This window comes from Verruconatronum alginivorum (assembly GCF_056590205.1).
In genome coordinates this window covers 5,832,907-5,854,957 of record NZ_JBWPVQ010000001.1, presented here as the reverse complement: position 1 = coordinate 5,854,957, position 22,051 = coordinate 5,832,907, and the positions used below count along the sequence as shown (strand labels likewise).

11 protein-coding genes are annotated in these 22,051 nt (G+C 60.4%); all 11 read left to right on the top strand.

The window, feature by feature from the left end:
• The first annotated feature begins 3 nt into the window (after nucleotides 1-3).
• The 11 genes from ACWUI2_RS21675 to ACWUI2_RS21625 all read left to right on the top strand — a co-directional run bounded on the left by ACWUI2_RS21675 (nucleotide 4) and on the right by ACWUI2_RS21625 (nucleotide 21,686).
• Nucleotides 4-3,348 (top strand): DUF5107 domain-containing protein, encoded by a 3,345-nt coding sequence (locus tag ACWUI2_RS21675; RefSeq protein WP_486984935.1) that lies wholly within the window; start codon nucleotides 4-6, stop codon nucleotides 3,346-3,348.
• A gap of 238 nt (nucleotides 3,349-3,586) precedes the next feature.
• Entirely contained in the window at nucleotides 3,587-6,736 is a 3,150-nt protein-coding gene (locus tag ACWUI2_RS21670) for a discoidin domain-containing protein (RefSeq protein WP_486984934.1), read from the top strand.
• A 142-nt stretch (nucleotides 6,737-6,878) separates the two neighbouring features.
• Nucleotides 6,879-9,563, top strand: a complete 2,685-nt coding sequence (locus ACWUI2_RS21665) for a glycoside hydrolase family 2 protein (RefSeq protein WP_486984933.1) — start codon at nucleotides 6,879-6,881, stop codon at nucleotides 9,561-9,563.
• A gap of 26 nt (nucleotides 9,564-9,589) precedes the next feature.
• The gene (locus tag ACWUI2_RS21660; RefSeq protein ID WP_486984932.1) at nucleotides 9,590-11,053 is read left to right on the top strand and encodes a sulfatase; all 1,464 of its coding nucleotides are present in this window, start codon (nucleotides 9,590-9,592) and stop codon (nucleotides 11,051-11,053) included.
• Nucleotides 11,054-11,079: 26 nt separating this feature from the next.
• On the top strand, nucleotides 11,080-12,579 hold the full coding sequence (locus ACWUI2_RS21655) for an arylsulfatase (RefSeq protein WP_486984931.1): 1,500 nt from the start codon (nucleotides 11,080-11,082) through the stop codon (nucleotides 12,577-12,579).
• A complete protein-coding gene (locus ACWUI2_RS21650; protein ID WP_486984930.1) occupies nucleotides 12,569-14,491 on the top strand; it encodes a sulfatase-like hydrolase/transferase in 1,923 nt (640 codons plus the stop codon). Before ACWUI2_RS21655 ends, ACWUI2_RS21650 begins: the two co-directional genes overlap by 11 nt.
• A 33-nt stretch (nucleotides 14,492-14,524) precedes the next feature.
• Nucleotides 14,525-15,988, top strand: a complete 1,464-nt coding sequence (locus tag ACWUI2_RS21645; RefSeq protein ID WP_486984929.1) for an arylsulfatase — start codon at nucleotides 14,525-14,527, stop codon at nucleotides 15,986-15,988.
• A 210-nt stretch (nucleotides 15,989-16,198) separates the two neighbouring features.
• Entirely contained in the window at nucleotides 16,199-16,945 is a 747-nt protein-coding gene (locus ACWUI2_RS21640) for an ABC transporter ATP-binding protein (protein WP_486984928.1), read from the top strand.
• 3 nt (nucleotides 16,946-16,948) lie between these two features.
• A complete protein-coding gene (locus ACWUI2_RS21635; RefSeq protein WP_486984927.1) occupies nucleotides 16,949-19,312 on the top strand; it encodes an ABC transporter permease in 2,364 nt (787 codons plus the stop codon).
• Nucleotides 19,313-19,314: 2 nt separating this feature from the next.
• Nucleotides 19,315-20,523, top strand: coding sequence for an efflux RND transporter periplasmic adaptor subunit (locus ACWUI2_RS21630; RefSeq protein WP_486984926.1), 1,209 nt, complete (start codon nucleotides 19,315-19,317; stop codon nucleotides 20,521-20,523).
• 119 nt (nucleotides 20,524-20,642) lie between these two features.
• A complete protein-coding gene (locus ACWUI2_RS21625) occupies nucleotides 20,643-21,686 on the top strand; it encodes a formylglycine-generating enzyme family protein (protein ID WP_486984925.1) in 1,044 nt (347 codons plus the stop codon).
• The last annotated feature ends 365 nt before the right edge of the window (nucleotides 21,687-22,051 follow it).

The following is a 22,051-nucleotide window of genomic DNA, read 5'->3' as shown; positions in this document are numbered from 1 at the left end:
AGCATGTCCCAGGTAATCGCCCGCTTCGAGTCCCGCGTGATCCCGACATATCCGGTCGGCAAACCGGAGAAACATCCGGTCTTCTTCGAGCACCGGGTTTACCAGGGGTCGTCGGGACGGGTGTATCCGGTGCCGTTCATCGACAAGGTCTACGACGATCCGGTCGATGTCACATACCGATCGGTATTGCTGGAAAACGATTTCGTCCGGCTGGTCCTGTTGCCCGAGATCGGGGGACGGATCTATTTGGCCCAGGACAAGACCAACCGCGATTACGATTTTTTCTATCGCAATGACGTCATTAAACCGGCCCTGGTCGGCCTCGCCGGACCGTGGCTTTCGGGCGGAGTCGAATTCAATTGGCCGCAACATCATCGTCCCGGCACCTTCATGCCGACCGATGTTCATATCGAAGAGGAGCCGGACGGGGCACGGACCGTCTGGATGTCGGAGCATGATCCATTGAATCGCTTGAAAGGGATGCACGGAATCCGGTTGCGGCCCGACTCATCTCTCATCGAAGTCCGGGTCCGGCTCTACAACCGGACCGCGTTGACCCAAACCTTTCACTGGTGGGCAAATATCGCGGCGCGGGTTCATGACCGCTACCAGGCGTTTTTTCCGGCCGATGTGACCTACGTGGCGGACCATGCCGTCCGGGCGATGACCGCGTTTCCCGAAGCCGACGCTTCGTATTACGGAGTCGAATACGCTAAGCGGCCGGAAGAAAACGATCTTTCCTGGTACAAAAACATCCCGGTGCCGACTTCCTATATGGTTTGTCAAACCCGCTTCGATTTCTTCGGCGGCTACGATTTTGAAAAGGAAGGAGGATTCGTCCATGTCGCGAATCGCCACATCGCTCCCGGCAAGAAGCAGTGGACCTGGGGAAACCACGGTTTCGGATGGGCCTGGGACCGGGAACTGACCGACGCCAATGGTCCCTATATCGAACTGATGGCGGGGGTCTACACCGACAACCAACCCGATTTCACTTATCTGCTGCCGGGCGAGACTAAACCTTTCTCGCAATTCTGGTGGCCGATCCAGGAGATCGGTCCGGTGCAGCAGGCGAACGAAGAAGCCGCGATTCGCCTGGTCGTCCGCGACGACCGGATGATCGATCTCGGCGCGTGCGCTTCCCGCCGTATCGAGCGAGCCAATATTCTTCTTTTCCACGACGGACGGGAGCTCTTGAAAGAAACGATCGATCTCGCGCCCGGGCGATCCTGGCGCGATCGTTCGATCCGTTTTGCCGGCGGATCCGCCAGCGAGCTTGAGTTGATCCTTCTTGACGGGGATGGACACCGGTTGCTGTCCTACCGTCCGGTCGATCGCTCAAAACTGACGCGGGACCGGGCCGTGGCGACCGAACCACCCGCTCCCGCCGCGATCCAGAGTGCGGACGAACTTTACCTCACCGGCGAACATCTCGAACAATACCGTCACGCCACCCGGGCGCCCGAACCGTATTGGGAAGAGTGCCTCCAGCGGGATCCGGGCGACTCCCGGTGTCATACCGCGCTCGGTCGCCGGGCTTTGCGCCGCGGTGAATTCGCGGTCGCCGCGGGGCATTTCGACCAGGCCATCCGGCGCCTGACCGTCCGGCATCCCAACCCGGTCACCGGAGAGGCGCATTACCATGCCGGTCTCGCGTCGGTCGCCGAGGGGAAGCTCGACTTGGCCTACGAACGTTTCTACAAAGCTACCTGGAATTACGAGTGGCGAAGCGCGGCCTATTACCAGTTGGCCTGCATCGATTGCATCCGGCGCGACTACCGTCCGGCGGTGCGACATCTTGATCTGTCGCTCGCCACCAACCGGGATCACAACAAGGCCAAGATTCTCATCGCGGCGATCCGGCGCGAAACCGGAGACGAAACCGGAGCCCGTGAGATCCTCGAGGATCTTCTCGCGCGGGATCCGCTCGACCATTGGGCGCGATGCGAACTCGCCCTGCTCGATGGGGATTTTTCGGATTTTCTGGCCCGTTCACGGAACGATGCTCAAACGATCTTGGATATTGTTTTCGACTACGCCGATGCCGGGTTGATTTCGACTGCCGTCGCGGTCCTGGAACACCATCACGCATCGGCAGAGGTCCTTACCGCAACACCGAACCCGGCGGGTCGGTCACCGATGACTCAATACGTTCTCGCCTGGCTTCGGAGAGATCCGGCGACGTTGCCGGAAAATTCGAGCCCCGACCATTTTTTTCCGTCCCGTCTGTACGAACAAATTGTCCTCGAATGGGTACTGGAATCCGGAGTAGAGGCACCTGTGGCTGCGTATGGATACGGTAACTACCTGTTCAATCTGAGACGGCGTGAGGAAGCGATCGAGGCGTGGGAACGGGCCGTTCGCGAAGGGGCCGGCTTCGGAGCCGTCCACCGTAACCTCGGCATCGCTTACTGGAACGTTCGCCGGGATGGGGGCGCGGCGGTCGAGGCCTACGAAAAAGCGATGCGTCTCGACCCGGATGATCCCCGCCTGGTCGCGGAATTTGATCAGCTGTGCGCCAAGCTGAACAAACCGGTCGACGATCGGCTCGATTTCCTGGAAAAGAATCGCTCGAAGACGTTCAAACGAGATGACGCCACGGTCGCCCTCGCCAAGCTTTATAATCTTGTCCGTCATCCAGCGGAAGCCTTGACCCTCCTGACCTCCCGCCGGTTCCATCCGTGGGAAGGAGGGGAGGGGGCGGTCCTGGCCCAATACACCACGGCCCGCCTCCTGCTAGGACAACATTTTCTCGCCCAGGGTGATCCGGAGACGGCCCATCGGCACTTCGCGCAAGCCATGAATACTCCGGAAACGCTCGGCGAAGCGTACCACCTGTTTCAGGCAAAGGCGGACGTGAATTACTGGATCGGAAGGAGCCTCCAGGCGTTGGATCGTGACGAGGAAGCGGTTTCATACTTTGAGGCGGCCGCTTCGGAGACCGGCGACTTCGCCGAAATGGATGTCACCACCCACAGCCCGCTCTCCTACTATCGCGGTCTGGCGCTCCGTGCGCTTGGGCGCGAAGGCGAGGCGCTTGCTCTGTTCGAAGAACTGCGCGACTTCGCGACGGCGCGCCTCGGGGAGAAGGCCGTCATTCCATATTTCGCCACATCGCTGCCGAACATCCTGGTTTTTAATGAGTCTCTTCAGGAAAGAAAAGAGGCGGAGAACCATCTCTTGCTCGCCCTGGCCTGGTATGGACTCGATAATGAAGCGAAAGCGCGTGAGCATCTTGACCGATCGCTCGCTTTCAGTAATGAATCCCAGCACGCCTCCGACTTGATGACGGCTTTGAACGACCGGACAAAAACCGCCAACCGATCCATCCATGCACATAGTGAGTAATAAATGGCCGGGGCAAACGACTCCCACGGCATCGTCCGATGTAGCGGGGTTGGCTCCGCCGCCCCGTCTTTCGAAGCGTTCGCAGTGCCGGGACACCTGTCCGTCCTCCCGCGACCGGTCACCCCAAATGGTGCTGTCGGGCGGCAAAGCCAACCCGACTACGGAGATTCCGGGGGGGACCCTAAGGAACCTCACGGGATGGATCGCCTGTTTCCTTGCGCTCCTGGGCATTCCATCGGTGTCATCGGCGAAGATCATCGATCTTTCCGGGCCATGGCAGTTCGCGTTCGATTCCGAGGATCGATGGCTGGAGGACGGTCCCGGCGTCTGGGATTTCGAGGATTCGATCCCGTTGCCAACCACCACCGCCCGGGCGGGCAAGGGCGAACCGCTCGATATCGAGATCAACCTGGAACGGCCCGCGATGCAGCGGTTGCATCAGAGGTTTTCCTACATTGGACCGGCCTGGTACCAGCGGACCGTCGATATTCCCGCCGATTGGCAGGATCTTGACGTCGAGCTCCTCCTGGAACGGGTGATCTGGGAGACCCGGGTTTGGGTCAACGGCGAGCCGGCCGGCGCGCAGAATAGTCTCTCCGCACCCCATCGCTACGAGATCGGGAAATTGCTCCGTCACGGAGAAGTGAATACATTGACCATTCGGGTCGACAATCGCGAACTCCTTCCGATCGGCCAGGGGCACGCCTACACGCAGGAAACCCAGTCGATCTGGAACGGCCTGGTGGGAACGCTTCAACTGGAAGCCCGGCCCCGCCTCCGTATTTCTCACCTCCGTCTCCGACCGGACCTCGATCGCAACGGGGTCGAGGCGACCGTCGAGATCCGGAACAACAGCGGCGCGGCCCGGCGGGTCCGGCTCGACCTGGCCCATCCGGAGGGCGAAAGCGAACCCGTTTCGGAGCGCTTCCGGGCGGCGCCCGGAGTCTCGACCCGGACCGTTTTCCTTCCGTTGCCGAAGGAGGCCGGGCGTTGGTCGGAGTTCAATCCAGTCCTTCACTCGGTCACCGCCACCTTGACCTCGCCGCTCGGGGAATCCGCGGTAACCGATTCCTTCGGATTGCGATCCTTCACCGCCGATGGCCTTCACCTTTTGGTCAACAACAACCGCACCTTTCTGCGTGGAAATCTCGAGTGCCTGATTTTTCCGAAGACCGGCCACCCGGATATGACCGGGGAAGAGTGGACCCGGATCTTCGAAACCGCCCGGAACTTTGGATTAAATCATTTCCGTTTCCACTCGTTTTCACCGCCGAAGGCCGCTTTCGAGGCGGCCGACCGCCTCGGTTTCTACCTGCAAGTGGAACTTCCCAACTGGTCGTTCCACATGGGCGAACGTCCTGAAGTCGACGCTTTCTTCATCGCTGAAGGGGAGCGGATATTTCGGGAATACGGCAACCATCCGTCGTTCGTGATGTTCGCGCTCGGCAACGAGCTTAAGGGCGATCTCGATGCGATGGATGAGATGGTGGCTAATTTCCGCTCTCTCGAGCCGGATCTTCTCTTCACCTCCACCTCGTTCGCCTTCTCTCCCCGCGGGCGGACCCCGGGGCCCCAGGACGACTTTTTCGTGACCCAGCAAACGGTCGCCGGATGGGTCAGAGGGCAAGGGTTTCTGAATCAGACCGCGCCGAACACCATGAGCGATTACAGCGAAGGTTTGTCTTCCCTGTCGATCCCGCTCGTTACCCACGAAGTCGGACAATACAATGTTTATCCGAACCTGGAGGAGATCCCGAAATACGAGCAATACGACAGCCCGTTCCGTCCCACCGCCTGGGAGGCGATCCGGAACGACTTGATCGCCAAAGACCGGCTGCACGAAGCTCCAGACTACACGTATAACTCCGGCAAGCTGGCGGTTCTTCTCTACAAGGAAGATATCGAACGCGCCCTGCGGACCCGTGACCAATCGGGAATCCAGCTCCTCCAATTGCAGGATTTCCCCGGCCAGTCGACGGCGACGGTCGGGGTGCTCGATTCATTCTGGGAATCGAAAGGGCTGGTAACTCCGGAGGAGTTCCGCCGCTTCAATGCTCCGACGGTTCCATTGGCCCGGATGGTGAAAAAGACCTGGGAAAACAACGAAGCCTTCGAGGCCCGCGTCGAAGTTGCTCATTTCGGCGAGGCTCCGCTGGACAATGTCATGACAAAATGGAGACTCGCCGACGTCGATGGCCGGACGATCGGGAAGGGGAGTTTCGGCTCCCGTTCATTACCCTTGGGCAACGGCATCGAACTCGGGGAAATCCGTCAGCCGCTTTCGGCGGTGAATGATGCCGCGCGACTGACGCTGACGGTCTCTCTGCCCGCCGCCAATGCCGAGAACTCCTGGTCGATCTGGGTTTATCCGAACGAGGCTCCGGAGGCGGCGAACGAAAAGGGAATTCACGCGGCACGCGGGGTGAACGCCGAGGTGTTGGAAGCCTTGGAAAATGGGGAAACCGTCCTTTTGCTTCCTCCGCACGGCGCGATTCATCGTCCGATCTCCGGCCGGTTTATTCCCGTTTTCTGGAGTCCGCTGCATTTCCCGAATCAGCCGGGAACTCTCGGAGCGATGATCGACGCCGGACATGCGATCTTTCGCGATTTTCCGACCTCCACCCATACCGACTGGCAATGGTGGGAACTCCTTTCCGTTTCGACCGCCGTGGACCTCGGCGACCTGGAGGCGGAATTGGCAATGCCGGTCCGGTTCGTCGACAAATACAACCGCAACGCGCTTCCCGCCGCGATCTTCGAAGCCCGGGTCGGTCCGGGAAAGTTGCTTGTTTGCACCTTGGATGTGGAAACCGATCTCGAAGCGCGCATCGCCGCCCGGCAACTTCGACGGAGCATCGAACAGTATCTACGATCGGGCGATTTCGACCCATCCGGCAGGCTTTCGGTCGAGCAATTGAAGGAATTGATCGGTGAAACGTCGTTGATGGCCCGCGCTTCAAATTCCCACAGCGCGCATCCGGCGCATTTCGGCGTCGACGGCGATCCGGATACGCACTGGCATACCGACTGGACCGCGGGGGAGAGCGTGCCGGCCAGCTTCGACCTGGATTTGCTCGAAAACCGGCGAATTCACGGGTTCCATTATCTGCCCCGTCAGGATGGGCCGCGGGGCCGAATCAGCCGATACCGGATTGAGGTCAGCATTGACGGCGAAAGCTGGGAGCGGTGGCACCGCCCCGGGTCGTTCCAAACCAACGCCGATCAGCAGACGGTCATGTTTGAAGAACCGGCGGTCGCCCGTTTTTTCCGGTTGGTCGTTCTCGCTGGCCATCGGGGGCACGCCGCCATCGCCGAACTGGAGCCAATCACCTCGGCCCCGGAAGAAGACGTTCGCGATCTCGGTCTGATTCCCGGGTTCAATCAATAGGTCAGCCGGGGACGATTTTGCCGTTCTGGCCCGGTTTTCCCCTCACCACTGGCCGACTTTCGCTATATAACCAACGAAGGCCGGCCGCGGGTTCCATTGTCACGTGACCGGAAGCATGCACATCCTCCTGAACCTCTCACCGATGCGAAGTTTTATTGTCTCCGTTATCCTCGTTCCATTGCTTTCTCTCACGATCATGGCAGAGAAGTCGCATCAACCGGAGTTCAGCACCGCCGGCTTTTTCGCGCTGGAAGAGACCGGGCGCGAAGTGCTTTCGATGAATCCGGCCTGGCGGTTTTTCAAAGGGTCGGTGGAGGGCGCGCACCAGCCCGGTTTCGACGATTCCGATTGGGAGGTGGTTTCCTTGCCGCATGGAGTCGAATACATTCCGACCGCGGCGAGCGGCAGCATCAATTATCAGGGTGAAGTCTGGTACCGGAAGCGGTTTTCCGGCGACCCCGCCTGGGAGGGGAAGAAACTTTTTCTCCATTTCGAGGCGATCATGGGGAACTCCAAGGTCTGGGTGAACGGCGAGTTGTTGACGGAACACTTCGGCGGATTTCTCCCGGTGGTGGTCGACGTGACCGGCCGGTTCGATCCGAACGGCGAAAACGTGGTGGCGGTGTTGGCCGACAACAGCGACGACCCGCTGACTCCGCCCGGCCGCGAACAGCGGATCATGGACTTCACCTATTTCGGGGGGATTTACCGGGATTGCTGGCTGGTATCGCATGGACCGGTCCACATCAGCGATCCGAACTTCGTCGACAAACCGGCGGGGGGCGGCTTGTTCGTCGCGTTTGACAACGTGTCGGAAGCAAGCGCCGAAGTGTTGTTGAAGTTGCACGTGGTCAATGATACGACCGGGCGCTTCGCCGGAACGGTCGCTTTCGAGTTGTTCGACTCCGAAGGAAACCGGGTGACCGATTGGTCCAATCCGGTGCGCATCGACGGAGGGGAGGCCACCCATGTTGAAGGAAGTTTCGAAGTCGGGGATCCCTCCTTGTGGTCGCCGGAATCGCCGACCTTGTATCAACTGCATGTCCTGGTCAAAGACGAGGACGGGGAAATCGTCGACGGTTATCGTCGGCGAATCGGGATTCGGAGCATCGAGTTCCGGGGCGAGGAAGGTTTCTGGCTCAACGGGAAACCGTATCACCGGCCATTGATCGGGGCGAACCGGCACCAGGATTTCGCGGTGGTCGGCAACGCGGTGCCGAACTCGATTCACTGGCGTGACGCCGCGAAGTTGCGGGATGCGGGGATGACGGTGATCCGGGCCGCGCATTATCCGCAGGATCCGGCCTTCATGGATGCCTGCGACGAACTCGGGCTCTTCATGATCGTGGCGACTCCGGGATGGCAGTTCTGGAACGACGATCCGATCTTCTCCCAACGCGTCTACAGCGATATCCGGCAAATGATGCGGCGCGACCGGAATCACCCCTCGGTCTTGCTCTGGGAACCGCTGCTGAACGAAACCCGTTATCCACGCCGTTTCGCGGTGCGGGCGTTGGAAATCGTCCGGGAGGAATTCCCGTATCCGGGAGCCTACGCCGCCAGCGACAACCATCATCCGGCAAACGAACTATATCCCGTTCACTACGCCCATCCGGCGATGGGGGACGAAGGGCGCTGGGCGCTGCGGGAACTCCGGCCGGAGGTCACTTATTTCACACGGGAGTGGGGGGACAATGTCGACGATTGGAACGCCCACAACTCGACCAGCCGCGTCCGTCGTGACTGGGGAGAGGAGCCGATGCTCATCCAGGCCCGGCACTACGCCAACCCGCCGTATCGGATGACCAGCTACGATGCCCTCTACCGTGCCTGGCCCCAGTTCTTCGGCGGCGCTCTTTGGCATCCGTTCGACCATCAACGTGGATATCATCCGGATCCGTTTTATGGTGGAATCATGGATACGTTTCGTCAGCCGAAACTTTCCTATTACATGTTCATGGCGCAGCGGGATCCGAGGGAAAACCATCCGTTGGCGAAGAGCGGGCCGATGGTCTATATCCCGCACCAGATGACGCCCTTTTCTTCGCCCGACGTGGAGGTGTTCTCCAATTGCGATGAGGTCCGTCTGACCGTTTACGAAGGAGGGGAACAATACGTTTACCAAAAGGATTCTAACCGGGAGGGGATGCCATCGCCGATCATCACCTTCGAAGGCGCGTATGACTTCATGGAAAACAAAGCCCGCGCCCGGGCGCGCCGGCAGTCGGAGGTTTACATGCTCGCCGAGGGATTGATCGACGGGGAGGTGGTCGCCACCCACAAGCGGGTCCCGGCCCGGCGGCCGGAACAAATCCTTTTATGGCTGGACGACCGGGGAGTCGATCTGCGGGCCGATGGATCCGACTTTGTGACGGTCGTCGCGGCGGTCGCCGACCGCGACGGCGAGATCAAACGGCTGAATCATTACTGGATCGAGTTCGAGATCGAGGGAGAAGGACACATCATCGGCGGTCCCGGGATTTTCGCCAATCCCCGGCCGATCCATTGGGGGACCGCGCCGGTCCTGGTGCGGTCGACCTTGACGCCGGGGGAGATCACCGTCCGGGCCCGGGTCTTGTTCGAAGGGATCAATATGCCGGTCAGCGCGGAGCTGACCTTCGTCAGTCAACCCTCCGCAAACCGCCTCCATTTCGACGAATCGGATGCGGCTCAGCTCGGGGTGAGGCAGGAGCCGCGCCGTTTGGGGGGGGAAGCCGCGGGCGATCCGACGCTGCGCCAGGAAGTCGAGCGGCTTCGCCAGGAATTGAACCTGCTTCGGCTGCGCGAAATCGAAGGATTGCAGGAGGAGTTCGGGGAACCGCATTGATCCGGGGAAGAAAGCGAAACAGTATCATGAAGACAATTACAGCAACCTGCGTCGCCGGAGCCATCATCGGAGCGATGGGGCTTTTGCCGCATTCCGCGACGGCCAACGGCGAAGGCCGGCAGCGGCCGAACATCCTGTTCATCAACGCCGACGACCTCGGCTGGACCGACGCCGGTTTCATGGGAAGCACCTTCTATGAGACGCCGAATCTCGATCGGCTGGCGGCGGAGGGGATGGTTTTCACCGACGCCTACGCTCCGGCCACCAATTGCGCGCCGAGCCGGGCCACGGTTTATACCGGGCACTACTCACCGCGACATGGGGTGTTGACGGTCGGCGATCCGGAACGGGGACGCCCCGTTTTTCGCCGTCTGATTCCGCCGGACAACAACGTCTACCTGGGGGAGGACGAAGTCATGTTCGTTTCCTATCTCCGGGATCACGGTTACGCAACCTGCCATGTGGGCAAGTGGCACGTCAGCCACGATCCGCTCGATTATGGTTTTCAAACCAATATCGGCGGCTTTCAAAGCGGACATCCAGTCGGTGGATACTTCAGTCCCTACGAAAATCCCAACCTGGAGGACGGCCCGGAGGGCGAACATTTGACCTTCCGCCTGACCGACGAAGCGATCGATTGGTTGAAGAATCATGACCGGGAAATTCCGTTTTTTCTTTCGATGCAATTTTACGTTCCACATACGCCGATCCAGGCCAAGGAGGAGACGATCGAGAAATACCGGAACCGCGCGCCGACCGCCGGGCATTTTCATCCCGTCTATGCGGCGATGGTCGATCATATGGACGTCAACATCGGCCGTCTGCTGGACGCCCTCGAGGAACTGGAGGTTGCGGACAACACCCTGATTCTGTTCACCTCCGACAACGGCGGCATTTACCGTTTCAGCCGGAACTGGCCGTTGCGCGGGGAGAAGGGAACCTATTATGAAGGAGGAATCCGCGTCCCTATGGTGGTCCGGTGGCCGGGCCACGTGGAGCCGGGCAGCCGGTCCTCGACGCCGGTGAGCGGCGTCGATTTTTTCCCGACCCTCATGGAAGCCGCCGGAATCGAAGTCCCCGAGGATCAGATTCTGGACGGAGTCAGTCTTATTTCGCTTTTCAAAGGGGAGGCGGACCTCGAAGAACGGCCGCTTTTCTGGCATTTCCCGTTTTATCTGCAGGCCTATCCCCCGGGCAACGTCGAGAGTCGCGATCCGTTGTTCCGCACCCGTCCGGGTTCGGTGGTACGGCTCGGCAAATGGAAATTGCACGAGTATTTCGAAGACGGCGCCCTCGAACTCTACAATCTGGAAGCCGATCTGGGGGAACGGTTCAATCTTGCCGGGCACTTGCCGGAAAAGACGGCGGAGTTGCATGGAATTTTGACCGAATGGCGGGAAGAGATCGGCGCCCAGATGCCGACCGGAACCAATCCGCGTTTCGACGCCGAGCGGGAAGCGGAAGCGATCCGGGCGTTTTATTCCCGCTAATCGGAACTTTTCGGACCAATCAAATCATGACGAAAAACAAGCCTGTCACGACTGACTCAGCGAAACGCGCCGTTCGCAATCTGAAGGTGGCGGTTGCCGGAGTCGCGCTCCTCGGCGCCGTCTCCGGATGCATGACCGGAGACGTCAAACCCGCTACGGCTTCGGTGGAGGAGGTCAAGGGAAGCCGGCCGAATATCATTTTTATTCTGGCCGACGACATGGGGTATAATGATCTAAGTATCATGGGTCAGAAAAACTTCGCCACTCCGAACCTTGACCGGATGGTCGAGCAGGGGATGTTTCTGACCGATCATTATGCCGGCGCCACCGTATGTGCGCCATCGCGAGCGGCGTTGTTGACCGGCAATCACACCGGCCGGGTCTGGCAGCGGGTGAACAATATCCCGGGCCCGCCTCGCCAGGAGATAGAGTTCCGGGCCGACCCGCTCGACATCACCATTGCCCGCCGTTTGCAGGAGGCCGGCTACCACACCGGGATGATCGGAAAATCCGGGATCGCCTGCAACAGCTACGATCCGCACTTGCCGAACGAAAAAGGATTCGACCACTTCTTCGGATTCACCGCGCATCTCGATGCCCACCGGTTTTATCCCAGCGAACTCGTGCGGAACGGGGAGACCATCACGTATCCGGAGAATCACGACCGTCATGGTGAAACCTACTCCGGCGATCTTTTCCTCGCCGACACTCTCGAATACCTCGAACAGCGGGCGGGAACCGGTCAGCCGTTTTTCCTTCACCTCGCGTTCCAGCAACCGCACTCCGACCTCGCGGTCCCGGACGAATACCGGGATCCATTTATCGGACTGTTCGAGGAAACCCCCTGGCCGGGCCGGGATCCCGGATACACGGCGCAATCCCATCCGAAGGCGACTTATGCCGGGATGATGACCTACCTGGACGGCTCTGTCGGACAGATTCTTCAAAGGCTTCGCGAACTCGGCCTGGCGGAGAACACCCTGGTGATTTTCAGTTCCGACAACGGTTCCCACTCCGAAGGCGGCTACCATTACGAAATGTTCGACTCCAACGCGCCGTTCCGCGGCGGCAAGCGCGACCTCTATGAAGGAGGCATCCGGGTCCCGACGATCGCCTGGTGGCCCGGCGTCATCGAGCCAGGGAGTCGCTCCAGCCATCCTTCGGCCTTCTGGGATTTCCCGCCAACCGCCCTCGAACTGGCCGGACTCGCGGTCCCGGAGGAAATGGATGGCATCTCCTATTTGCCGACTCTCCTCGGACGCCCGGATGAGCAGATGACCCACGATTACCTGTATTGGGAATTCTATGAACGGGGCGGCCGGCAGGCGATTCGCTACGGTGATTGGAAAGGAGTCCGGCTCAATGTCTCCCGCAATCCCCGACCGCTCGAACTCTACAATCTCGCCGAAGATCCAGGCGAAGAAAAAAATGTCGCGGACGAGCATCCGGAATTGGTCGAAAGACTCCTGCACCTGATGCGGGAGGCTCATCATCCGCACGAACTGATCACGCTCTATGACGACTGAAACTGATTTTGGACTTCCGGCGGAGGCGACGGGTCCGCGCCCCTCTGCCATCCGTCGGTTCGGGCTGGCGGGAACGGCTCTGGCAGCCGGTTTACTCACCGCCCCGCTCGGCTTGCTCGGGACGCCGCAAGAGCGGCCGAATTTCGTTTTGATTTCGACCGAGGATAACTCGGTCCATTTCCTCGATCACTTCGTTTCCGGCGGCGCGAAACTGCCGAACCTGGAAAGACTGGCCGCCGGCGGCATCACCTTCGACCGGGCGTTTTCCAACGCCCCCGTTTGTTCCGTCGCCCGGACCACGCTGATCACCGGGGTCTACGGCCCCCGGATCGCGACCCATAACCACCGGCGGTTGACCAACAGCATCCTTCCCGCCGGCTGGGAGCTGTTTCCGTATTACCTTCGCGAGGACGGTTACCATACGGTGAAAAACGGGAAAAAGGATTTCAACGTCGAGGAGGGCCGGATTTGGAGCCGTGACGGACGCAATGTCCTTTGGCGAAGTCGTCCGGACGAGAGCACGCCGTTCTTCTACATGCAGGCCATTCAGATCACCCATGAAGGCCACCTCCACTTCGGCGAGGAGGCGATACGAACCGAGCCGACAATCCATGATCCGGATACGGTGGAGGTTTTCCCGTATCTGCCGGACACCGAAGTGACGCGTTACTCGCACGCCTATTACCTCGACCGCCATCTCGACATGGACCGCGAGTTGGGGGAAATCCTCGATCAACTCGAGGCCGACGGGCTGCGGGAAAACACCATCATCATGGTCTACGCCGACCACGGCGGGGTGTTGCCGCGTAGTAAAGGGTATATTTACGAAAGCGGATTGCATGTTCCACTGGTGGTTTACATTCCGGAGAAATACCAACATCTCTCGCCCTTCGAACCCGGGAGCCGGGTGAGCGGGTTTGTTGATTTCCTCGACATCGCCCCGACCGTCTTGAATCTGGCCGGGGTCGGTCTGCCGTCGCATTTGGACGGAAGGCCGTTCCTGGGACCGGACGTCACCGCCGGGCAAGTCAACGAACGGGATGAAACCTTCAGTTACGCCGATCGCTTCGACGAAAAGATCGACATGGTCCGGACGCTGCGGAAAGGGGATTTCAAATACATGCGGAACTACATGCCGTTTTATCCGGACGGCAGCGTCAATGAATACCGATATCGGCAACTCGCCTACCAGCAATGGCGCGAACTCTGGAAAGCGGGCGAGCTGAACGAGGTGCAGCGCCAGTTCTTTGAACCACGCGAACCCGAGGCCTTGTATGACCTCGCAGCCGATCCCCATGAAACCCGCAACCTGGCCGGTGATCCCGCCTACGCCGAAGTGCTGGAGGAACTGCGGACCCGCTTGCGGTTGCGGATGCGGACCATGCCCGACCTCGGCCTCTTTCCCGAAAGCTATTTGCTTGAACATGCCGTGGAGAATCCGGTGGCGTTCGGTCAGACCCATGTCACCCAGGTGACCCGGTTGTTGAATGTCGCGGACCTGGCCTTGCTCCCTTTCGAGGAAGCGCGGCCGCGGTTGAAGACGGCTTTGCAGGGCGACGACCCGTGGGAGCGTCATTGGGCGTTGATCGTCTGCAGTGCCTTCGGAGAAGACGCGGCCGAATTCCGGGACCGGGCTCGGGCGCTGGCCGCTGAGGGGGAGGCGCCGGTCCGGATTCGGGCGGCGGAGTTCCTAGGAGTGTTGGGAGAAGGGGAGGTGATGGAGTCCCTTTACGAAGTGTTTCAAGCCGCCGACAACCAGGCCGACGCGGTGCTTGCTTTGAACGCGATGACTTATTTGCGCGATCACCGGGGATATGAGATCGACGGCGGCAAGTTGACGCCGAATCCCGGCATCCGGCGAAACCAGCTCGACCGGCGGTTGGAATACCTGCAGGTGATGGCAAACGAATGACGCCAATTGTAAACATCCAAGCCCTTTCATAATATGCATCTTTGGAAAACAGGAAGAACGACGACCGGTTTATTCCGGAACTGGTTGGCGGCGGCGATCGCTCCGATGATGGCGGTTTCGGCGGTGGCCGACGACAAGCCGAATATCGTGTTTATTATGGTCGATGACATGGGTTGGGCCGACCTCGGAGTTTATGGCTCCGAAGTGACGCAAACCCCGAACCTCGACCGGATGGCCCGCAATGGCATCCGGTTCACGGAAGCCTATTCCGGTTCCTCGCTTTGCGCCCCGGCTCGCAGCACGCTTCTCACCGGCCTGCACACCGGGCGCACCCCTGTCCGGGGGAACCTCGGCGGAACTCCGTTGCCGGCCGACGCGGTCACTTTTGCCGAGGTGATGCAAAAGGCTGGATACACCGTCGGGGGTTTCGGCAAGTGGGGGTTGGGGGAAATCGAAACGACCGGCGTGCCGGAGAAGCACGGGTTCGACGAATTTTTCGGGTATTATCATCAGATCCACGCTCACACCTTTTATCCGGCCTATCTTTACCGGAACAGTGAGCCGGTGAAGTTACCCGGCAACGCCGGATTCGAGCCCGGCCCCGACGGTCCCATTTCGCATGAACCGAGGAACGGAAAGGAACCGCAATACAGCCATTACGAAATCTTCGAGCGGACGCTCGGATTCATCCGGGAAAACGCCGATCGGCCGTTCGTCTGTTACGCCCCCTGGACCCCGCCGCACCGCGCCTGGCATATTCCGGAGCACGACCCGGCCTGGGCGATCTACAAGGACAAGGATTGGCCGATGCAGCCGCGGGTGTTCGCCGCGATGAACTCCATGGTCGACCGTCAGACCGGGGAACTCATCGCGCTGCTGGAGGAACTGGGGATCGCCGATCGGACCCTGGTCATTTTTACCTCCGACAACGGCGCCGCCCGCCGGTGGGAGGGGAGCCTGGATAGTTCCGGTCCGTTGCGCGCCGAAAAAATCGCCCTCTACGAAGGGGGCATTCGGGTGCCCTTCATCGCGTATTGGCCAGGAAAGATCGAAGCCGGACAGGTTTCGGAATTGTTGACCTATTTTCCCGACATGTTGCCCACCTTTGCCGAACTGGGGGGTGCGACCGAGTATTTGCCGGAGGACCTCGACGGTATTTCAATTGTGCCGGCCCTCCTCGGGGCGGAAGCGGCGGGCCGGGAGCAAGAGAGGCACGAGTTCCTGTACTGGGAGAACGCCCGCAACGCCTATCCGAGGCAACGTTACCTGTGGCCGCAGACGCTCACTCAGGCCGCCCGGATCGGCAACTGGAAAGGTTATCGGGAGAACCCGGAAGCGGAGATCGAGCTGTATGACTTGAGCCGGGATATCGGCGAACAAAACAACATCGCCGGCGAGCATCCGGATCTGGTCAAACGGTTCGCCCGGATTTTCGAACAGGAAAGCCGGCCTTTGGCGACCGATCAGAATTATTCTCCCCGGCGGTTTCAGGAGTGATTTCGCGCGGAAGAGCTCCGGCTGCTGAATAACTGTCGGGCGCGCGGCATTCGCCGGCCACTCCGAAAAGTGGTGCGGGGACGCTCCGCACTCCAAAGCGCTTCGCGCGAAAAACCCTGTTCACCCTGCAAGCTGTTGTTTCGAAGGTTCACCCTGCGGGTCGGGATCCTCTTGGCTTTTGGAGAGGGAGGTTTACATTGCTTGATTGTTATGGGCAAGGGGAGCGCAGGCAGACCGGAAGCGGGGGACCGGTGCGAGGTCGTGTTCGAGGCTCGCGGGCTTACCAAGGTGTATCGGATGGGGGAGGTGACGATCCAGGCTTTGCGGGGGATCGACATCCGGCTTTATGCCGGTGAGTTGACTGTCCTGCTCGGACCCTCCGGGTGCGGGAAATCGACTTTGCTCAATATCCTCGGCGGCCTCGATGTGGCGACCGAAGGGGAGGTGCGTTATCGGGAAAAGGATCTTACGCGGGCGACGGAGAAGGAACTGACCGCCTATCGGCGACATCATGTCGGTTTTGTTTTTCAATTTTACAACATGATTCCGAGCCTGACCGCCCGGGAGAATGTCGCGATCGTCACCGATATCGCCCGCGACCCTCTTTCGCCCGAAGAGGCTCTGGAGTTGGTCGGACTGGAAAACCGGATGGACCATTTCCCATCGCAGTTATCCGGCGGCGAACAGCAACGGGTGGCAATCGCGCGGGCCATCGCCAAGCGACCGTCGGTTTTATTGTGCGACGAACCGACCGGGGCGCTCGATTCGAAAACCAGTGCAAGGGTCCTGGAGGCGATCGAGAGCATCCACCTCGAACTGGGTACGACCACCGCGTTGATCACCCATAATGAAGTGATCGGGGAAATGGCCGACCGGGTGATCCGAATGCGCGACGGTCGGGTGCACGAGGAGCAACGAAACGACGTCCGGCGGCCGCCGCGCGAATTGAGGTGGTGAGTCATGCGCGCGCTCCATCGAAAATCGTTCCGGGATTTGCTCACCCTCAAGGGACAGGTTGCGGCGATCGCCGTGGTCATTGGCGCGGGAGTAATGACCCTGATCATTTCACTCGCCACCCTTGACGCGATCCGGTTCAGCCAGACCCGGTTCTACGAACAGTATCATTTCGCGGATCTTTTCGCCGACCTGAAGCGCGCGCCCGACCACTTGGCGGGGCGTCTCCAGGAGATTCCAGGGGTCAACCAGGTGGAAACCCGGATTCGCGCCTCCGTCAGATTGGAAGTCTCGGGCTTCGACGATCCGGTGCGCGGCGACCTTATTTCTCTCCCGGATGGACGGCAACCGGAGATCAATCGACTTCACTTGCGGGAAGGACGGCTTCCGGCGGCGGAACGTCCGGATGAGATCCTGGTCAGCGAACCTTTCGCCCGAGCCCACGGATTGCGCCCAGGCGACCGGTTGCGGGCGATCATTCGGGGTGGTTACGAGGAATTGGTCATTGCCGGATTGGCTCTATCGCCGGAGTTCACCTATCAGGTGGCACCGACCGATATTCTCCCCGATTACGAGCGATACGCGATCCTCTGGATGAATCGTCGGGCATTGGCCAGTGCTTACGCGATGGACGGAGCATTTAACAACGTCGTCCTGACCCTGCAAGCCGGGGCCGCGCCGGAAACCGGGATCGACGGTCTCGATCAGATCTTGGCGCCTTACGGTGGCCTCGGCGCCTATGGTCGCGACGATCAGTTGTCGCACCGTTTCTTATCGGAGGAAATCGCCCAATTGCGGGTGACGGCGATCGTGCTCCCCAGCGTCTTCCTGGGAGTGGCGGCCTTTTTGCTGCATGTATTGATGGGGCGCATCATCCGGACGCAACGCGAGCAGATCGCGGTTCTGAAAGCCTTCGGCTATGGCGACGGCCGGATCGGCATGCATTATGCGTTGCTGACCGGGCTGATCGTCGCGGTCGGCTCCATCCTCGGGGTGATTCTCGGTGCGTGGGCGTCGGATGCCTTGGTCGGGGTCTACACCGAGTATTATCATTTTCCCGAATTGGTTTTTCGCCTCCGTCCGCAAGTGGTCGCCATTGCCGTCCTGGTCTCGGGAGGGGCCGCGTTCGCCGGGACGTTTGCCGCGGTCCGCGGGGCGGTCGCACTGCCCCCCGCCGAGGCGATGCGTCCCCCCCCGCCGGAGCGGTTTCGCCGCGGACGGATCGAAGGGACGCCTCTCGGACGCCGGTTGGGGCAACCGACCCGGATTATCCTGCGGAATCTCTCCCGGCATCCGCTGAAGGCCTCTCTGTCCATCATCGGCATCGGCCTTTCCGCCGCGTTGTTGCTCCTTGGCAGTTACCAGTTCAATGCGGTCGATCACATGATCGACGTGCAATATCGGAAGGTGATGCGGATGGATATCGATCTGACGTTCACGGAACCGACGTCACAAAGGGCCGAGGGGGAATTGCGGGCATTGCCGGGAGTCCATTTCGTGGAAGGTTACCGCATGGTCCCGGTCCGGTTGGCCAATGGCCGTCAAGAATACCGTACTGCAATTCTGGGGACGGAATCGGAGCCGCGTTTGCGCGGATTGCTCGATGAGCGGGCCGGGAACGTGGCGCTGCCGCCCGATGGATTGGTGTTGACCGATTATTTGGCCGCGCATCTTGGGTTGGTGGTCGGCGATCGGGTGACGGTCGAAATTCTGGAAGGGCATCGGCGGACGGTCACCACTCCCTTGGCTGGAGTCGTGGCCGAGCCGATCGGAGTGAGCGCCTACATGGACCGTCATGCTTTGAACCGCCTGATGCGGGAAGGACCTGCGATCAGCGGGGCCTGGCTTCTGGTCGACCGGACGACGGAACGGGAGTTGTTCGACCGGCTCTGGGAAATGCCGCGGGTGGCCGGGATTGGCTTGATCTCTGAGGCGGAACGCAATATCCGGGAATACATGGCCGACACCGTCCTGGTCATGATGGGAATTCTGTTGTTGCTCGCCGGGTCGATCGCCTTCGCAGTGGTCTACAACAATGCGCGGATCACCTTCGCGGAGCGCACCCGTGAACTGGCGACCCTCCGGGTGCTTGGTTTTACGCGAATGGAAGTGGCATGGATTCTGATTGGAGAAATGGCGTTGCTGACCCTTTTCGCTATTCCCGTCGGTTGGATCACGGGAACTTTTTTTGCGTTTCTGTTAACGGAGGCCATGGCCATGGACATGTTCCGGATTCCGTTGGTGATCACACCGGCCACTTACGCCTTTTCTGCCTGCGGAGTGATCGTGGCTACCGTTCTCGCCATGCTGGTGATGATAAGGCGTATCCGTGGATTGGATATGGTCACGGCACTTAAATCCATTGAATAACAATGAAACTTACCGGCAAAATCATCCTTGCGTTGGCGGTAGCCATTATCCTCGTCCTGCTCACTTGGGCATTATGGCCCGCTCCACTGGCAGTGAGCGCGGTGGTCGCCGAGCGGGGTCCATTTCAGGAAATCGTGGAAGAGGAAGGGAGGACGGTTTTGCGGAATCCGTACCACGTCAGCGCTCCGATCGGCGGATATTTGCAGCGAGTGGAGGTGGAGTCGGGCGATACGATCTCGGCGGGCGAGGTTCTTTTCCGGCTGGAAGGGGATCCGGTTCCCGCGCTCGATTCGCGGACCCGACGGCAGGCTAATGAAGCCGTGGGAGCCGCCGAATCCCGGCTGGCGGCGGCGGAGGCGGAACGGCAAGCGCGCGAAGCGGAATTGGATCGGACGGAACGGGAATTTGCCCGGGCCGAGCGTCTTGCCGAGGAAGACGCGGTCGCGGAGGCGCAATTCGATTTTGCCCGGGCGGAACGGGACCGGGCGCGAGCTTTGGAGAAGAGCGCGAGAGAGGCCGTCGAGGTTGCCCGTTTCGAGCTGAGGAACGCCCGGTCTATCCTGGAAGTGACGCAAGGGGAACGGTCCGGGACGGCTGAGTCGATCCTCGAAGTCCGGGCCCCACGGGGAGGAATTGTTCTCCGACGGCATCGCTGGAGCGAAGGCCCGGTGCAGGCCGGCGAGCCGATCCTTGATCTCGGCGACTTCTCGGATCTCGAAGTCCAGGTCGACCTCCTTTCAATCGATGCGGTTCGGATTCGAGAATCGATGAGGGTCTTTCTGACCCGCTGGGGAGGCGACCGCGATCTTCCGGCCCGCGTGAGACTGGTCGAACCGGCAGGATTCACGCGGGTTTCGGCGCTGGGGGTGGAGGAGCAGCGGGTTCCGGTTCGAATCACGGTCGATGCCCCCCGGGAGGATTGGCTTTCGTTAGGTGAAGGCTACCGGGTGGAGGCACGATTCGTTTTATGGGAGGACGAAGATGTGTTGCAGATTCCCGCCAGCGCCTTGTTCAGGGAGGATGACGCGTGGGCGGTGTTTACAGTGGAACAGGGCAGGGCGACACTCAACCGGGTTCAACCGGGCCGCCGCAGTGGTTTATGGAGTCAGATTCTCGCGGGATTGGAACCGGGGGCAATGGTGATCACCCATCCTGGTGACCGGGTGGTGGATGGAAAACGGGTGGAAGCGGAGGTCCAACGGTATCGTTGATTGCCACCGCTGATCACGCAACTGAATGGACAATGGGAGAGTTGAATCTATATTGCGGACAAATGATACGGAAGGATTGGCTAGGAGGAATTGCTGTCGCTACAGGATTGGTTTCGCTGATGACTGGTCTTCATGCGGTTGAGAAGGCGGACGTGCTGGCGGCGTTCCGAGGACAGTTTGAGCCAACCGTTGAAAACGACTGGGAGCCCGAAGGCGAGGGCCCGAAGGGGATGGTTTGGATTCCGGGCGGTGAATTCAGCATGGGGGTGGCCGATCCCAGGGAATTGCCCCATGGTGGGAGAGAAGCCATGGTCGACGCCCGCCCGATCCACCGGGTGAAGGTCGATGGGTTTTGGATGGATCAAACGCCCGTGACGAATCGAGCGTTTGCCCGGTTCGTGGAAGAGACCGGATATGTGACGGTGGCGGAGCGGCCACTCGATCCGGCGGAATTTCCCGGTGTTCCCGAGACGCAACTGGTGTCGGGGTCGCTGGTTTTCGTCACTCCATCCCGTGTGCCCGACATCCGCAATTTCACGGAATGGTGGCGGTGGGTCCCGGGCGCTCAATGGCGGAAACCCTACGGTCCCGGATCATCGATCGAGGGGAAAGAAGATTACCCGGTGGTCCACGTCGCCTGGGAAGATGCGAAAGCGTTCGCGGAGTGGGCGGACAAACGCCTTCCGACCGAAGCGGAATGGGAGTTCGCGGCCCGGGGCGGAGTCGCGGGCAGCCCGTATCCGTGGGGCGACGACCTGACGCCGGGGAATGAGTGGAAGGCCAATATCTGGCAAGGTCGTTTTCCGGTGAGGAACGACGAACTCGACGGTTACGAAGCTCTCGCGCCGGTCGGTCGGTATCCGTCAAATAAATACGGTCTTTACGATATGGCCGGCAATGTCTGGGAATGGTGCGCTGACTGGTATCGACACGATACTTACGCCGCGCGAATTCGGTCCGGGGAAAAGGTCGTCCGCAACCCAACCGGTCCGTCGAGCAGTTTTGATCCGATGGAGCCCGGGGTGGCGAAGCGGTCGACCCGTGGCGGCTCCTTCCTGTGCACCGACCAGTATTGCACCCGTTACATGGTCGGGACCCGCGGCAAATCGGAACCGAATTCATCGGCGATTCACATCGGTTTCCGCCTGGTGAAGGACCCCTGACGGAGTGGTCTCCGGGGGGATCGTTGACGGGAATGGCAGCCCTTCAGGCCGCGGTTGCTATGCGTGTCGTGAACCCAGCCCTGCGGACTGGGCTATTGGATACCGCACCTTCAGCGCTGAAATCGGGGCGGTTTTCCCCGTGTCCCGAACCCAGCCCTGCGGACTGGGCTATTGGATGTCGCGCCTTCGGCGCTGGAATCGGGGAGACTGTGCCGGGGTTCTTTGGCGCCGTAGGTGCCTGATTCTACAGCCCAGTCCGAAGGGCTGGGTAAACGGGTAAACGGTTTTCGCGGCCTGAAGGGTCGCCATTTGGATGGGCGGCGACGGGATTGCCGTTCGAATGGCAGCCCTTCAGGCCGCGGTTG

Excerpts from the sequence above, each read along its gene's own strand:
- ACWUI2_RS21675 (WP_486984935.1), top strand. The coding sequence starts at position 4 with ATGTCCCAGGTAATCGCCCGCTTCGAGTCCCGCGTGATCCCGACATAT.
- ACWUI2_RS21665 (WP_486984933.1), top strand. The coding sequence starts at position 6,879 with ATGCGAAGTTTTATTGTCTCCGTTATCCTCGTTCCATTGCTTTCTCTC.
- ACWUI2_RS21660 (WP_486984932.1), top strand. The coding sequence starts at position 9,590 with ATGAAGACAATTACAGCAACCTGCGTCGCCGGAGCCATCATCGGAGCG.
- ACWUI2_RS21655 (WP_486984931.1), top strand. The coding sequence starts at position 11,080 with ATGACGAAAAACAAGCCTGTCACGACTGACTCAGCGAAACGCGCCGTT.
- ACWUI2_RS21650 (WP_486984930.1), top strand. The coding sequence starts at position 12,569 with ATGACGACTGAAACTGATTTTGGACTTCCGGCGGAGGCGACGGGTCCG.
- ACWUI2_RS21645 (WP_486984929.1), top strand. The coding sequence starts at position 14,525 with ATGCATCTTTGGAAAACAGGAAGAACGACGACCGGTTTATTCCGGAAC.
- ACWUI2_RS21640 (WP_486984928.1), top strand. The coding sequence starts at position 16,199 with ATGGGCAAGGGGAGCGCAGGCAGACCGGAAGCGGGGGACCGGTGCGAG.
- ACWUI2_RS21635 (WP_486984927.1), top strand. The coding sequence starts at position 16,949 with ATGCGCGCGCTCCATCGAAAATCGTTCCGGGATTTGCTCACCCTCAAG.
- ACWUI2_RS21630 (WP_486984926.1), top strand. The coding sequence starts at position 19,315 with ATGAAACTTACCGGCAAAATCATCCTTGCGTTGGCGGTAGCCATTATC.
- ACWUI2_RS21625 (WP_486984925.1), top strand. The coding sequence starts at position 20,643 with ATGACTGGTCTTCATGCGGTTGAGAAGGCGGACGTGCTGGCGGCGTTC.